At 60.2% G+C, this 13,546-nt stretch carries 16 protein-coding genes; 8 read left to right on the plus strand and 8 right to left on the minus strand.

Annotated elements, in window-relative coordinates:
* Positions 1-193: 193 nt before the first annotated feature.
* Entirely contained in the window at positions 194-1,303 is a 1,110-nt protein-coding gene (locus ACSOSP_RS36345; protein WP_455313859.1) for a porin, read from the plus strand.
* A gap of 101 nt (positions 1,304-1,404) precedes the next feature.
* Here ACSOSP_RS36345 and ACSOSP_RS36350 read toward each other — a convergent pair whose 3' ends face one another.
* Together ACSOSP_RS36350 and ACSOSP_RS36355 are read right to left on the minus strand one after the other, a co-directional pair.
* Positions 1,405-1,770 (minus strand): hypothetical protein, encoded by a 366-nt coding sequence (locus ACSOSP_RS36350; protein ID WP_047845755.1) that lies wholly within the window; start codon positions 1,768-1,770, stop codon positions 1,405-1,407.
* Between the two features lie 349 nt (positions 1,771-2,119).
* On the minus strand, positions 2,120-2,503 hold the full coding sequence (locus ACSOSP_RS36355) for a hypothetical protein (protein ID WP_455313860.1): 384 nt from the start codon (positions 2,501-2,503) through the stop codon (positions 2,120-2,122).
* A 1,312-nt stretch (positions 2,504-3,815) separates the two neighbouring features.
* Here ACSOSP_RS36355 and ACSOSP_RS36360 point away from each other — a divergent pair.
* Together ACSOSP_RS36360 and ACSOSP_RS36365 are read left to right on the plus strand one after the other, a co-directional pair.
* Positions 3,816-5,315, plus strand: coding sequence for an AarF/UbiB family protein (locus ACSOSP_RS36360; RefSeq protein ID WP_455313861.1), 1,500 nt, complete (start codon positions 3,816-3,818; stop codon positions 5,313-5,315).
* A gap of 112 nt (positions 5,316-5,427) precedes the next feature.
* Positions 5,428-5,814 (plus strand): hypothetical protein, encoded by a 387-nt coding sequence (locus ACSOSP_RS36365; protein WP_455313862.1) that lies wholly within the window; start codon positions 5,428-5,430, stop codon positions 5,812-5,814.
* Positions 5,815-5,866: 52 nt separating this feature from the next.
* Here ACSOSP_RS36365 and ACSOSP_RS36370 read toward each other — a convergent pair whose 3' ends face one another.
* The 4 genes from ACSOSP_RS36370 to ACSOSP_RS36385 all read right to left on the minus strand — a co-directional run bounded on the left by ACSOSP_RS36370 (position 5,867) and on the right by ACSOSP_RS36385 (position 8,479).
* Positions 5,867-6,097 carry a hypothetical protein gene (locus ACSOSP_RS36370; protein ID WP_455313863.1) on the minus strand — a complete coding sequence of 77 codons (231 nt, stop codon included), beginning with the start codon at positions 6,095-6,097 and terminating at the stop codon, positions 5,867-5,869.
* A 164-nt stretch (positions 6,098-6,261) separates the two neighbouring features.
* Positions 6,262-6,516, minus strand: a complete 255-nt coding sequence (locus tag ACSOSP_RS36375) for a CsbD family protein (protein WP_455313864.1) — start codon at positions 6,514-6,516, stop codon at positions 6,262-6,264.
* Between the two features lie 110 nt (positions 6,517-6,626).
* Entirely contained in the window at positions 6,627-6,983 is a 357-nt protein-coding gene (locus ACSOSP_RS36380; RefSeq protein ID WP_455313865.1) for a response regulator, read from the minus strand.
* Positions 6,980-8,479 carry an RAD55 family ATPase gene (locus tag ACSOSP_RS36385; RefSeq protein WP_455313866.1) on the minus strand — a complete coding sequence of 500 codons (1,500 nt, stop codon included), beginning with the start codon at positions 8,477-8,479 and terminating at the stop codon, positions 6,980-6,982. Before ACSOSP_RS36385 ends, ACSOSP_RS36380 begins: the two co-directional genes overlap by 4 nt.
* Positions 8,480-8,778: 299 nt before the next feature.
* On the opposite strand from ACSOSP_RS36385, the gene ACSOSP_RS36390 reads away from it, so the two are divergent.
* The 5 genes from ACSOSP_RS36390 to ACSOSP_RS36410 all read left to right on the plus strand — a co-directional run bounded on the left by ACSOSP_RS36390 (position 8,779) and on the right by ACSOSP_RS36410 (position 12,396).
* Positions 8,779-9,159 carry a CidA/LrgA family protein gene (locus ACSOSP_RS36390; RefSeq protein ID WP_455313867.1) on the plus strand — a complete coding sequence of 127 codons (381 nt, stop codon included), beginning with the start codon at positions 8,779-8,781 and terminating at the stop codon, positions 9,157-9,159.
* 16 nt (positions 9,160-9,175) lie between these two features.
* Positions 9,176-9,904 carry an LrgB family protein gene (locus tag ACSOSP_RS36395; protein ID WP_455313868.1) on the plus strand — a complete coding sequence of 243 codons (729 nt, stop codon included), beginning with the start codon at positions 9,176-9,178 and terminating at the stop codon, positions 9,902-9,904.
* A gap of 205 nt (positions 9,905-10,109) precedes the next feature.
* On the plus strand, positions 10,110-10,379 hold the full coding sequence (locus ACSOSP_RS36400) for a hypothetical protein (protein ID WP_455313869.1): 270 nt from the start codon (positions 10,110-10,112) through the stop codon (positions 10,377-10,379).
* A gap of 208 nt (positions 10,380-10,587) precedes the next feature.
* Positions 10,588-11,289, plus strand: coding sequence for a DUF2968 domain-containing protein (locus tag ACSOSP_RS36405; protein ID WP_455313870.1), 702 nt, complete (start codon positions 10,588-10,590; stop codon positions 11,287-11,289).
* A 402-nt stretch (positions 11,290-11,691) separates the two neighbouring features.
* Positions 11,692-12,396 (plus strand): OmpA family protein, encoded by a 705-nt coding sequence (locus ACSOSP_RS36410; RefSeq protein WP_455313871.1) that lies wholly within the window; start codon positions 11,692-11,694, stop codon positions 12,394-12,396.
* A gap of 106 nt (positions 12,397-12,502) precedes the next feature.
* On the opposite strand, the gene ACSOSP_RS36415 is transcribed toward ACSOSP_RS36410, so the two are convergent.
* The gene (locus ACSOSP_RS36415) at positions 12,503-13,006 is read right to left on the minus strand and encodes a methylated-DNA--[protein]-cysteine S-methyltransferase (protein WP_455313872.1); all 504 of its coding nucleotides are present in this window, start codon (positions 13,004-13,006) and stop codon (positions 12,503-12,505) included.
* 288 nt (positions 13,007-13,294) lie between these two features.
* Positions 13,295-13,432 carry a hypothetical protein gene (locus ACSOSP_RS36420; RefSeq protein ID WP_455313873.1) on the minus strand — a complete coding sequence of 46 codons (138 nt, stop codon included), beginning with the start codon at positions 13,430-13,432 and terminating at the stop codon, positions 13,295-13,297.
* Positions 13,433-13,546: the final 114 nt, after the last annotated feature.

The raw sequence follows: 13,546 nt of genomic DNA on the forward strand, positions 1-13,546 counted from the left end.
ACCCGGATAACCCGGCGGCGACGCGACTGCCTCGCTTCGCCTGTTCCGCATCCCTGGAGTGATCCGCAGCACTCGAGTCACACCGTTTGAGTCGTACCAAGATCCTTTAGCAGTCGTCATGCGACGCCCGGCATCCCCTCGACGAAGGGGCGGGGAACCGCTTTGCATAAAAAAACCTGATGGAGACAACGCGATGAAGAAGGGCATTTGCAGCGCCGCTATATTGGCCATATCTGCGATCACGGCCCCCTGCGCTTACGCGCAGAGCAGTGTCACGCTGTACGGCGTTATCGACGCCGGTATCACGTACTTCAGCAATCTGAATGGGCACGCAACCTTCGTGGCGAACGATGGCTCGATCCAGTCGAATCGCTGGGGCTTGCTCGGCAGCGAAGATCTTGGCGGCGGCGCCAAGGCTATCTTCCAGTTGGAAAATGGCTTCAACCTATATAACGGCACCATGGTCCAGTCCGGCGTGCTGTTCAGCCGCCAGGCATGGGTCGGCCTCACCGACACCACTCATGGCACGCTCACGCTCGGCAAGCAATACGACTTCTTCTGGGACAATCTCACGCAGTTCGCGATGGGGCAGTACGCCGGTCAATACTCCTGGCATCCCGGCGATTTCGATCATCTGGCCGGCACCTTGCACATCAACAACGCGGTCAAGTACAAGTCGCCAACCTATTATGGTTTCTCATTCGGCGCCCTCTATGCGTTCCCTTCGCAATCGGTATCGGCCGGGACCGGGCGCGTAATCGCGTTCGGCGCGCGCTACGACGGTGGCCCGTTCCAGGCTGGCGTCGCCTACACCGATACCCATGACCTCGGGCTCAACGCCCCGACGCAGGCGGGTACCACGCTGTTTCCGAACTTGTCGGGGGCGCCGGTCGTGGCCACGAGCGTCAGCACGATCGGCGCGGGCGCGAGCTACCGGTATGGACCCAGCCTCACACGGCTGCTCTTCACCGATACCCACTTTCGCATCGCCCGCGACAACGGTTCGATGCCGACCTACGAGATCAACGAGGTCTTTCAGTTCACCCCTGCGACGACCTTGATGGGCGGCTACTGGTACAGCAAGCTTGGCGGGCAGAAGTTTCAGAACGGGACGTTACTGCTTGACTATGCACTGTCCAAGCGCACGGACGTCTACACCAGCGCTACCTACTTGCGGGTATCGGGGGGAGCCGCGCCAGTGTTTCTCGGTGGTGGCTCGGCACCCGTGTTTTCCAACGGGGTGTATGTCGGCTCGGGGGATTCGTCAACGGCAATCCGGATCGGCATGCGCACGAGGTTCTGAAGCCGATGCGTTCAAACAATGCAGCAGAAGCTGCTTTAAAGAAGGGGCTTTCGTCGCATCGATGATTCTCAAGCAACGAAGGCCCCCTGGTTTTGGCGGCGTCAGTCGGCCGGCCGTTTGTCGGCGAGCGCGCGCTTGCATTCATCGAGCACGCGCAACACCAACTCCGATTGATAGTTGAGGTCGTCGCTGTCGAGAATTTCTTCCACGGCATCACGGGCCCAGTCGGCATCCACGAGTTCCGAGTGGCGCTGGGCGAGATCGGCTGCAATGGCTGAGAGCTTCGCGATGGCGAGCCATTCAGCCTGGCGCTTATGCCGGTCCAGCCACTTGTGAGCGGCTTGCACGTGAAAAGCAGCAGTGGGCCAGGACCCGTTCAGATAATAAGCGCCGAGGCTCCCGCAGGTAAGCCAGCAGAGCAATTCCACGCGGTCGGTCGGGCTGAGATTGTGGCGTACATCGTTCATGGCGGAGCTCACGAAGATGATTGACGTGTGCCGGACGTTCTGATTCCGGCATGAAAACGATAGCACGCCACGGTGCAATGCGGAATCCTCCATTTTCACCGTGCGTTCGCGGGCGAACAAGCGCGGCAAAGAACTTGGCAGAGGCAGCCGGGCGCGCTGTGCAGAGCACCTCCGGCGCTTTTGCGCTGCGATGCCGGACAGGGAGTCTGAGCGGCCCGTATTCGTCGACGGTCGGACGGGTTCACCTTCACCTTCTCTCCCGGCCGACCCTCTTTTTCCAGCCGACGTAACGTTCCCAACGTACCTACCGTAACCTACGTAACGTTACGCACGCCTCGCGGCCGCCGCTTCAGGAAGCCATCGCCGCCGTGATTTCTCCATAAGACGACTGCAGCCGGTCGATCCTTTCCCGCAGGTCGTCGAGCCGGTAGGCGGCTTTGTTGGCCAGTTCCCGCACGCTTTCCAGCAAATGCTCGCACAAGGCCGAATGCTGGGCCGCCATTAAATCGAACATCGATGCTTCCGGCGTTTCGGATTGACCCGATGCCGCCGTGAAGTGAACCCGACTCGCCCCTCTCTGGGCCGTCCTCAATCGTTCCGTCACTGCGGCGAATTTCTCGACCGGGCCAATGGCCGTGCGAATGGAGGCATCGACTTCATCGAGCGCGGCTTTCAGGTCGAGCGCGTTCTCTTCTATCGAGAGGGTCAGTCCTTCCACCTTTTGCTGCGTCATGTAACCTCGCCTGACGAGCGTTCCACTCGCGTTGACAATTGCAGCTGATATAGCCGATACCGCCACGCGCTCCGTCTCAACACGGCTTTTGAGGTCGGTGCATTCTGCAATGACGTCATGAAAGGCACTGAGGTGTGTTTCGATCACTGGAGTAGTTAGCATAGTGATAATCAGGTGGACCCGAAGGAGACTGTTTCGATTCAGTGCAATAAGCATTAAACGTACCAATCATGAAAGCAATTTGTTCGATGAATCATTGCGAAGCTGGACGTTATCCCGCGCAGGCAGACAGGAGAAGGAAACAATGTGTCTGAATGGATCCCGTTCTGGACGTTTCGGTCAACCTTGCTCGTACGAAGAAAACAATTCGCATGAAAACGTGAAAGTTGCCGATCCGGCCGGCCAACATATTTACTGCGTTGAAATGAATTTTTGGCTCGTTGCAGCTTTTAACCGGACTTCGCTCATGATCAAAGGTGCATGTTGGTAATCGTCATTCCGGATTCGATAAAGCGACTCATATTCAAAGTTTCAAGATGTGCAAATTATTCGCAGATCCAATGAAAATTTTCCAAAGAGAAACTATTAAATGTTTGCATGCTTGTCTCGCTCGTTCGATGGGCTTTGTCTTCAAATGACGAAGTGAATCAAATCCGCAGTTCGTTGCACATTTTGACGCATCTTGGGAAATGCTGCAGGGATCGCTATTGGTGGAAGCGCGCCTTGCTGCACTGGCCTGAGCGGGCAGTGTTGGTTGGAAAGAGCCGCACGAAGCCGCACGAGGCGGCCTTGATGGATTTTAACGTGTGGCTATGACATCGTGATTTCACGGCCAAAGCGGATTATTAGCCCATATATTGGGTAAAAATCGCCCGTCATTAAAGATCGAAATCCGAAACAATGCCGCGAATTGATATGCGCCAAGAAAATTTCATTTAAAGTATCAGGCTATCAACGTGGTTGTTCATTTCAAGAATTACAGCCTCAGTGAAGAGCAACTGCTCGAGACACCTGCTGGAGAATCAGCTTTCGGAATGTAATGACATGCGTGCACTCATCAATGAATGCCGCAGGTCGTCCAGTCCAGGTTCGACACACTGGACCAATCTGCTTTATCTTGCTCAACTCGGTGGCCACCGCTGGTGACCTTGGGGGTTATCCACGAAACTCTCCAAATGCTTGCGTGACCAAGCTGAATTGGGCAACGATCATTCTCGCGTGGTTTAACCCGCGCCGGCTCCCTGCCGTCCACCCGATCCAACTCACCCAAGGAGCGGAAAATCAGCTACTCAAGCATGTACCGGATGAACCGATGACGCCGCGCATGCGTGCAATCTGGCGCCTCGCAATGCTGTTCGTTCGCGAAAGCCGCAAAAAATCCGCAGCCGACGCCCCGATCCATCGTGTCCTGCGCTCGTTCGCCGCGGGCGTGCGCAGCCGTGGCGCCGCCAGTCTGGCGCAGCGGGTGCCGGTGTTGCAGAACCTGTCCGGTGTGCTGACCATGACATCGGGCCTGCTGGCGCAACATCCGGGGTTGGCTGAGACGGCGGTGCGTGTCGCGCTCGCCGAATTGGACAGCCTCAAGGCGCCGTTGAAAGACGCGTCGCTGCGCCAGGCGCTGGAGATCGCGTTGCCGCCGGGCCGCTCTGCCGCGTTGATCGATGTGGACGCCGAGCCTGAACGCTTTGGAATAGCGCAGCAGACGCATCGTGCGCTGATCGCGCTCGACACGACCCCCGCATCCACGCTGGCGAAACCGCCAGTCGCAGTGCGTGTCACGTTGATTCGCACCGATACACGCACCGAACTGGTGCAAGACCTGGACGTGGCGAACTCGGCGGCGCATTTGGCCGGGCGATTTTCACGTGAGGTTCGCGAGCAGAACGTCGGGGCGCTGATTGCACGTTTGACGGAGTCGATTACTGGAATGCTCGATTTGCGCCAGCGCGCTGCCGATCAAAGTTTCCTCCGCTACCGCTTGCGCGAGGTGAACAAGGACTCGCGCGTCGTCGTGCCCGAAGTGCTCTGGGATTTTTGCAGCGACACGGTGCTCGTCACGCGTTTCGTGCGCAGCGTGCCGCTTTCGGACGCCCAGGCGTTGCGCGCCCGCGGCCTGGACCCGGCCCAATTGATTGCCACATGGATCGAGGTATTTTTCGAGACCGCGCTCGGCGAGGGCGTGTTCCACGCCGGCCTGGAAGCGGCGGGCGCCGCGGTCAGTATCGAGCCGGACAGCCTCGGTGCGCTCGTGCTGGACGGAGATTCGCCGCTCACGTTTTTCGCCGCGCACGAGCGCAGTTTTCTCGTGGCCGGCTCGCACGCGTTGTTGCATGGCGATCACAAGGCGGCTGCGCGTGAACACATGCGGCATGGCCGGCCCGATGAGCACGAGGAGCAACACGCGGTGCGTGTGGAAGCGACGTATCGGCGGGAGGCGGAGCGTTTTGCCGGCGATGCCCATCGGCATCGGACAGCCGCCGATCTGTTCACGGCGCTCGGCAAAGGACCGCTCGAGCATGCATTCGGCGATGCGCACACGGGCATCGCGTCCCGGGCGGCGTTGCTTGCGCGCTCGGCGCAGAGCATCGAGGAAATGGCGCGGCGGATCGCTCCGGATATCGACGTGTGGCCGATCGCGCGCCGCTTGATCATGCGTCTGGCGCTGGATCAGTTCAGTTCGCATGGCATCGTGGCGCAACTGGCGAAGGAAGCCGTGCACTGGCCGCACGCGCTGCCGCGCGTGCCCAATCTGCTGGCGGCCTGGGTGACGCGGCAAAATCGCCGGAATGCGGATTCGCGTTCCGCGCGGTAGCCGCGCTTTAATGCGCCGGTCGCGCGGAGCGGGAAAAGACCTGGGAATGCGCGACAAGGAACGTCGGTTGCTCGATTGATGGAATCTCAAACCATCAGGACAGGAGCACACAATGACCACGACGCAACCGACCACGACACAACGCGACCTCGATAACCGCAAACCGCTTGGCGACTCCGGCAGCGGCGCGAGCGGCGGCGGCTCCGGCGGTAACCTGCCGGGCGGGGCGGCAACCGGCGGTGACGCGCGCCAAGGCGTGAGACCGGCCGACGCGCCGCTGTCGTCGAACCCGAAAGCTGAACCCGGTGAGCCTGACGGCCGGGATCTCACGCAGCATCCGAAACAGACTGCCGAAGTCCCGTTGGGCAGCGGCAATACGCCCGAAGCGAGCGGCCGCGGCGGGTTCGGGTCGCACAGTTCGGAGCCGGAGGGTGTTTCGAAGCCGGGGTCGGTGGAACCGATGCCCGCGACCAACGACAAGGACCACAAGCCGCGATAAGCCGTCGAAGTAATCGAGCAGCGGGAGCAGCGCCCGTTTTATGCAAAACGGGTCATGGCATGTCGCCTGGCGACGGAGAATTGATGCTGCCGGCGCCAAGGTCCGGGGCAGCATCGTTCGCAGTGCGTGACGACGTCGGCGCGTGTTTCGCGCTGCACGAATCGACCGAATCCTGTGCAATGCAACGCCGAAACGCGTCGGCCACGGCGCTGTCCGAAAACGTATAAACCGTATGGTCGACCAGGAATTCTGTGTCAGAAATACGGCTCGCGGTGATTGTCATGGCGTTTTCCTATCAAGTTTACATTATGTAAGATATCACCAACCGCCCCGATCCGTGAAGCCCGGCTGAAAACGAGCCGATCAGGACCCAAAAAAACCGGCCGCACTTTTCAGCAGGGCCAGCCGGTTTTCGCAAAACTTCTCACACAACCTGTGGTGCCCAATTTACCGTTGCCGTGCCCAGATCGCGCCGAGCACGAATCCGATTGCACTGGCGACGAGCACGCCATTGATCGGCTTCGCGATGACCGCCTCACGGACGTTGTCGATGGTTTCGCCGTAGTTAAGCTGAATCTTGCCGAGCACCTGGCGCGCCTTGCCTTCAGCTTGTGTCGCCGTGTCGCCGGTCAAACCGCCGACCGCATCCTGCACCTTGCCCACGACGGTTTGCGCCGCGCCTTCTACCTGATCCTGCACCATGGTGCCTCCCGTACTGGTTGAAGCGGTTTATCGAAGAATCCGGCTCACCGGAAGCGTTTGGTTCAGCAGGGATCGTGCCCAAGCGGCGGGCTGCTCTAAGCGGGCCTCCCTCAAGCCGTGCCGATCAGGCGGGCGGCAATGTCGACGAGCTGATCGATGGAAAGCGGCTTTCGGTGGAATTCGAGGTGCGGGTGCGTGACCGCCGGCGTGCGCGCGGCGGCGCTGGAGAGCACGACGGGGATCTGCGCGAGGGTGTCGTCGGCGGCGAGCGCGTGGCATAGCGCGACGCCGTCCATGGTGGGCATCATCCAGTCCGTGATGATCAGGTCGGGCGGATTCGCACGCACCGACTCAAGCGCCAACAAGCCGTTTGACGCCGTACTGACCTCGTATCCTTCCATCTGGAGCACAAGCCGCCAGGTGGTCAGCAGGTCGAATTCATCGTCGACGACGAGGATCTTTTTCATGTCCGCGCGCCGGTGTCCTGGTCGGGCAGCGTGAGCGGGATCGTGCCGCGCGCCGATAACAACGTGGTCGTGCCGATGAGACCGTCCGTGAGATGCAAGCCGTTTTCATCGATGACAAAGCGGCGGATGGACGGATCGTGTGCGCTTTCGCGCTGCTTCACGACGGAGACGATCCGGTACAGCGACGTGGTGGTTTCCACGTAGCGCATCAATACGATGTTCTCCGTCATCGCCGACGCGCGGACCGAACTTCCATGCACCATGTCGGCATAAAGCGGCAGCTCCTCGGTGAGCAGCGTCGTGACGCTTTCCTGGCGCAGCCGGTGCGTCAGCGCGTTCAGGAACAGCCCGAAACGCTCCGTGCGGTTCGCCGAATCGCGGAACCCTTCAATCCCGTCCACCACCAGCCGCGACGCGCCCGCGCGCTTGACCACCGCAATCAGCTCGGCCGCGAGTTCGTCGATAGCGAGCTCCACCGCCGGCCGCCACTCGACGATCAGGCGAGCGTCGGCGACTGCATCGGCAAGATGAATCGACACGGATTCCGCCTTCGCGACCAGCCGCTCCGGCGACTCGTAAAAGCCGAAATACACGCAGCGCTCGCCGTTAGCGGCGCCGGCCTCGAGGAATTTCAGCGACAGCAGCGTCTTGCCGATCCCCGATGGCCCGATCAGCGTCGTGGTCGAGCCTTTCACCACGCCGCCGCCGAGCATGGCGTCGAAGTCGGGAAGGCCGAACGCCAGTTTCGACTTCAGGTCCGGCGCTCCTTCAAGCAGCATCGCGCGCGCTTCCAGGCGGGGGAAAGCGACGAGGCCGTCGGCGGTGATCTTGAAGAAGTGGCGGCCCAGCAGATGATCGCGGCCGCGCAGTTTATGCACTTCGATTTCCCGCGCGCGCCGCATGCCGGTGGCGAAACGGTTGAGTTCGACCAGGCCGTCCACGAGCGTGTGTTCCGGATGCGGCTCGTTGCCCGAGAGCGGCGCGAGGATCAGCGTGGTGCAGCCTGCAGCCGATACGAACGCACTCAATTCGTGGATGAACTGCGACAGCTCCAGCTCGGTGGAACTGAATTCGCGGGCGCTGCGAAACCCGTCGATCACCATGAAACGTGGGCGGCTCGTCTTGATGGTCGACGCGATCAACGCGAGGAAACCGTTCAGGCCGTCGCGCATCAGTTCGTGGTAGCCGGAGACGAACAGCATCTTGTCCGAGATAGCGTCGGCTTTGTAGAACGACAGCCCTTTCAGATGCGACAGCAGCTTCGAATGCGACTCCGCGATCAGCGTGATGTACAGCACCGGGTCACCCTCGGCCACGCGATGAAAACCGATCTGCGTGGACAGGATCGTCTTGCCCGCTCCTGCCATGCCTTCGATCAGATACAAGCCGCCCTTGATCAGGCCGCCGCCGAGAATGTCGTCAAGGCCGGGCACGCCGGTTGTTACGGTGCTCGGGTCAGGATCGGTGCGGCTGGATGATGTGGCTTGGTCGGTCATGGAGATCTCGTATCGTATCGTCGCCCGGCTCGTGCGTATGTCGCGTAGGAACGGATTATCGCCGAGATGGCGAGCGATGCCGGTATTTGTGAATTTTCATGGCGGCGTCGATTTAGCCCGGTGATTAAATCGGCTCGAAACGGGAGATGAGGGCTTGATCCGAAACCCTGCCGCATCAGCCTGATCGCGTGCACTTTTCGCGCCCGGTCGGGTTGTCGACGCACAATGCCGGGCGCGAGGCGTGTCATCATCCAGGCCACACCGCTTCAATTCGTCAAACACCACTCGACTCCTCCGTCATGCTGCGCGCCCTTGCTACCTTGTTGTTGTTCCAGTGTTTCGGAGAAGGCCTTTCGATGGGCTTGCACGTACCCGTTCCCGGGCCTGTGATCGGTTTGTTGCTGCTGTTCGGCTACCTGCTGATGAGGCCTGCCGCCGTCGATTCGATCGAGCCCACCGCGCTCGAGCTGCTGCGGCATCTGTCCTTGCTGTTCGTGCCCGCGGGCGTCGGCATCATGGCCGCCGCCGGCAAGGTACGCGGCGAAGGGGTCGGGATCGCGGTTGCGCTGGTGGTGAGCACGACACTTGCGATTGCCGTCACCGCGCTTGTCACGCGGGCGCTGATGCGGCGCCAGCTGCGTCGTCAGATGAGCCGGGCGCGCGTGAATACGCCTTCATGACATCGAGGACCACGCCATGACACAACTCGGCGCCCTTTGGGTCTACCTCGCCGCGACACCGCTGCTCGGCCTGACCACGACGCTGTTCGCGTACCTCATCGCACAAGGCATCTACGCCCGCGCCAGGTTCAACCCGCTTGCGAACCCCGTGCTGATTGCGGTGGCGCTGGTCGTTGCTGTGCTGAGCATCACGCACACGCCGTATCAGACCTATTTCCAGGGCGCCCAGTTCGTCCACTTCCTGCTCGGGCCGGCGACCGTCGCGCTCGCGCTGCCGCTCTACCGGCAACTGCCGAAGCTGCGTCGCGCCGCCGTGCCGCTGGCCGGCGGCCTGATCGCCGGGTCGTTGACGGCGATCGTGTCCGCGACCGCCGTTGCGATGTTATTCGGCGTGTCGCGCGTGACGGTGATATCGCTCGCGCCCAAATCCGCGACCACGCCGATTGCGATGGCCATAGCCGAGCGGCTGGGCGGCCTGCCGTCGCTGACCGCCGTGCTGGTGATTTGTACTGGCGTGTTCGGGGCGGTATCGGCGCGCACGATCCTCAATGTTTTACGTATCGAAGAGCCCGAGGTGCGAGGGTTCGCGTTGGGCGTGGCGTCGCATGGCATAGGAACGGCGCGCGCTTTCCAGGTCAGCGACGAAATGGGCGCGTTCGCCGGCCTCGGCATGGGCTTGAACGGCTTGTTCACCGCATTCGTGGTGCCGGTCTTGTTGCCGATGGCTTTGCGCTGGATCAACTGACTCTCGAAGAATTGAAACGATAGCCGCAATCGAGGAGAAATTCGGAACTCGCTCATGGTCCGGGCGGCACGGTGATGGTCTCATGCTGGTTGGTTGCGAGCGCTGTTATTGGCGCACGCAGGTTCCACAACTGGTTCACGCCTGTCACGAGTACGCGGTTCAATGATCATTCGCGCGCAGGCATTTTTTGCGGCGAGTCCCTCTCATGTCTTTGCATGTCCGTTCAGTATTCTTCATCACCAGCCTGATTGCGTTGGGCGGTTTGTTGCAGGTCTCGCCGAGCCAGGCTGCGACCTCCGTCGACCCGGGTATCTACTCCAACGCGCCACTAGCTTTCAAGGCGGATCGCGGCATCTTTTCCGGCGTGCCAACATCACCCGTTGACGGACGCATCTTCTCCCCTATCGACATGCCAGGCGACACGCATGCCCCGAAGCGCGTTCAGGATCACGTGCGCTTGCGTCACGATCTGTAAAGAACGCTGGCGTCTCGATGCACTGCGTCGGTGAAGTTCCCAATCAGCCGTTACACGAATCGCTGCATAAATCGTTTCAAACCGCGGAGTGTTTTCAGGCGATGGTGAGACTATAAAAAGCCTCCTCACGCATTTTGCGCTTTGGCTTTTCTATCTGCCATAATTCCGGTGCTTTCGCATTCTTAATTGCGTTCAACCCGGAAATACCATGAACTCCAACAATACAACGAGAGGCGGGGCACTGGTCTTGGCATGGTTCGTCCTGTGCGGCGCAGCGTGTGCCGCCGGGCCCACAGCGCCCATGCAAGGCAGTGCCCCGGCAGCCGATGCACTCGGGGACTCAAGCGCGCGCCGCAGTCTCCTGACCAACGGCGCAGCCGATGAACCGCAGGCATCAGTAAATGGCAACGTCGCGGAACTGCAGCAAATGATTCGGGATGGACGGGTGAAGGAATTGCGCACCACGTATAACGGCAGCTATGGCGCGAGCTTGCTGTTTTACCCCGATGAAATGACGTTTTATATTGCATTGTTTCAACAAAAGAAATTCTGGCGCGTGGTCAAGACTCAAGTGGATTCGAAAGCGGAAACGATTTACGCGGACTTTGCCAAGAACAGCGCCGCGCTCGCCGATACCGAGATCCGCCGGACCAAGCTCGAAGCCGAGAAGAGCTTTGCTGACCGGCTGATCGCGGTCCAGCAAGGGCGCGCGAATCGTCTGCAGGCCGACCTCGATGTCGCGCGGGCGCAGCAAAGCCAGGTCGCCGACCGTCAGGCGGAACAGCAGGAAGCGATCCGTTCGCTACGCGCGGAACAGGATGCCGCACAAGCGCAACTGCGGGCGTTGCAAACCAAGGTGCAGGATCTTCAACGCCAGTCGGATGTCGACCTGATGCCGTTGCCGAAGTGAAGCGCGCTTGACGGATCAGATATCCCGATATTGCCTTTTCCGCCCGCGCATCGATCGCGCTCAGTGCATTTCCAAGTGTGAAAAAACGGCCGCATTCGCGGCCGTTTTTTATTTCCCGCACGGTAATAGCGCCGCAAATGTTTTCTGATTATTCACGTTTATCGGTTGTTTCAAAAATTGCTCGAAAGTGTTTCGCTAATTAGGAATTATCCAGTTAGAAATGCTAGTTTTCGCGTGCTAACATGCCGCGCGATTTCGGATTCCAGATCATTTTAAAGATCCGGATCGAAGGCTTGAGGCGAATAAGGTGGCTGTGAAAATCGGGTAACTGTCTGATGGCCCATCCAGTACGCATTTGTCTCGATATCTCAGTCACACGTCAATTTAAGAATGGTAAACAAGATGTCCAATAAACTAATCGCTGCAGGTCTGTTGTCAATCGGCGCACTCGCTGGCTGCTCTACCGCTTCGGGTCCGACTTTCAACGCCAACGAGATCCAGACCTCCAATGGCGCGCAGGTGTATCGCGTGGAATGTCACGGTTTGTTCGAAGGCGTGGCAGCTTGCGTGAAGCAGGCCCAGAAGATTTGCGGCGACAAGCCCGCATACAAGCTCGAAACCATGGAACGCCTGCGCGCACAGTCGGAAGATGCGGCCGATCCGCGCATCCTGACGTTCCAGTGCGGCGCGCCCGCTCAGCCTGAAGTCGCGCCGGCGCCCGCGCCGGCTCCGGTCCCGCAGGCGGCGCCGGAAATGCCCCGCCAGATCGATTTGAGCGGCGACGCCAATTTCGCCACCGACAGCGCCACGCTGACGGCAAAAGCCAGCGATACGCTCGACGAGTTCGTATCCGCTGCGCAGGGCGTGACGTTGCGTCAGGTCGCAGTGGCGGGCTACACGGATTCGACGGGTTCGGCATCGCACAACCGGCAGTTGTCGCAACGCCGTGCTGAATCGGTGATGCAGTATTTGAAGAGCCATGGCCTGCATTCGCAAAACTACACGGCGCAAGGGTTTGGCGCAGCGAACCCGGTCGCGTCGAACTCGACCGTTGCTGGCCGCGCCAAGAATCGCCGCGTGGAAATTCGCGTCAGCACGCAGCAATAATTGGTGTAGCAGGTTCAACACTCCGGGCGCCGTTGCCAGGCGTCTGGAAGCGTAAAACCCCTGCAAGCGCGTAGCGCTTGCAGGGGTTTTTTTGATGCCCGTACGTTCAGAACAGCGTGAGTTGCGCGCGTCCCGGACCGCCTTCAAGCGTCAGCAGATGTTGCTTGCGCTCCACGCCGCCCGCGTAGCCGGTCAGTTCGCCATCTGCGCCTATCACGCGATGACACGGCACGATGATGCCCACCGGATTGCGCCCGTTCGCTCCGCCCACGGCTCGCGACGCCCCCGCGGCCACACCCATCCGGCGCGCGAGATCGCCGTAGGTCCACGAGGTGCCGAACGGGATCTCCTGCAACGCCGCCCACACGCGTTGCTGGAACGCGGTGCCATTGAGCCGCAGCGGTACCGAAAACACGCTGCGCTCACCGGCGAAGTACTCGGCGATCTGTTCCATCGCCATCATGATTGCACGTGACTTGGGCGGACCCGTATCGATGAGACCGGCGGGGAAGTGCTTCTGCCCGACGAAGAACAATCCCGTCAGGTAGTCGTCCTCCGCGCGATACGCAAGATGGCCGAGCGGACTCGGTGCAATGTGACATTCAATCAAGTTACTTCTCCAGCCAATTTTTTACGCTCGGATGAACGGATTATCCGTCTTGCCGCTGGCTTCAGCGGTTCACAGCGAGTTTCACGGGTGGGCTTGCGTCATTCTGCAAGGCATCGACGATGGCGTTTGCCGCCGTTTGCAGCGCCAGCGCCGTGATCAAACCGGTCTTCTCCCGTACATTTCCAGGTCGCCGGAAACGGAGAGGCGCGCGGTGTCGTGGGCGATCACGAGCGCGTCGCCGTTGATGTTGAGTGTATCGATATCGTTGGCAAATGGCTCAAAGACCTTTCAGTCGTCCAAGCAGCGAGCATCTTGCCATGCTGCTGCTTGAAATTCGCAGTCGGTTTTGAGTGGATGTAAATAATTAAATACGCTTGTACCGAGCTGATCGGAAATTTCAGTGGTGAGGGCGACGGCCATTTCCATGATCAACGCTTCGTCGTGCCGAGCATGGCCAGCGCGTACGCCCGAACTAATGCCTTGCGCTATCGCCTTGCGGAACTACATTTAATCAATATCCGTCAAGACCCCATGGGGTGA

The sequence above is a fragment of the Caballeronia sp. KNU42 genome, from assembly GCF_053760385.1.

Bases quoted from the DNA above. Each gene is read 5' to 3' on its own strand.
- ACSOSP_RS36345 (WP_455313859.1), top strand. From the start codon at position 194: ATGAAGAAGGGCATTTGCAGCGCCGCTATATTGGCCATATCTGCGATC.
- ACSOSP_RS36350 (WP_047845755.1), bottom strand. From the start codon at position 1,770: ATGAACGATGTACGCCACAATCTCAGCCCGACCGACCGCGTGGAATTG.
- ACSOSP_RS36355 (WP_455313860.1), bottom strand. From the start codon at position 2,503: ATGACGCAGCAAAAGGTGGAAGGACTGACCCTCTCGATAGAAGAGAAC.
- ACSOSP_RS36360 (WP_455313861.1), top strand. From the start codon at position 3,816: ATGACGCCGCGCATGCGTGCAATCTGGCGCCTCGCAATGCTGTTCGTT.
- ACSOSP_RS36365 (WP_455313862.1), top strand. From the start codon at position 5,428: ATGACCACGACGCAACCGACCACGACACAACGCGACCTCGATAACCGC.
- ACSOSP_RS36370 (WP_455313863.1), bottom strand. From the start codon at position 6,097: ATGACAATCACCGCGAGCCGTATTTCTGACACAGAATTCCTGGTCGAC.
- ACSOSP_RS36375 (WP_455313864.1), bottom strand. From the start codon at position 6,516: ATGGTGCAGGATCAGGTAGAAGGCGCGGCGCAAACCGTCGTGGGCAAG.
- ACSOSP_RS36380 (WP_455313865.1), bottom strand. From the start codon at position 6,983: ATGAAAAAGATCCTCGTCGTCGACGATGAATTCGACCTGCTGACCACC.
- ACSOSP_RS36385 (WP_455313866.1), bottom strand. From the start codon at position 8,479: ATGACCGACCAAGCCACATCATCCAGCCGCACCGATCCTGACCCGAGC.
- ACSOSP_RS36390 (WP_455313867.1), top strand. From the start codon at position 8,779: ATGCTGCGCGCCCTTGCTACCTTGTTGTTGTTCCAGTGTTTCGGAGAA.
- ACSOSP_RS36395 (WP_455313868.1), top strand. From the start codon at position 9,176: ATGACACAACTCGGCGCCCTTTGGGTCTACCTCGCCGCGACACCGCTG.
- ACSOSP_RS36400 (WP_455313869.1), top strand. From the start codon at position 10,110: ATGTCTTTGCATGTCCGTTCAGTATTCTTCATCACCAGCCTGATTGCG.
- ACSOSP_RS36405 (WP_455313870.1), top strand. From the start codon at position 10,588: ATGAACTCCAACAATACAACGAGAGGCGGGGCACTGGTCTTGGCATGG.
- ACSOSP_RS36410 (WP_455313871.1), top strand. From the start codon at position 11,692: ATGTCCAATAAACTAATCGCTGCAGGTCTGTTGTCAATCGGCGCACTC.
- ACSOSP_RS36420 (WP_455313873.1), bottom strand. From the start codon at position 13,432: ATGGAAATGGCCGTCGCCCTCACCACTGAAATTTCCGATCAGCTCGGT.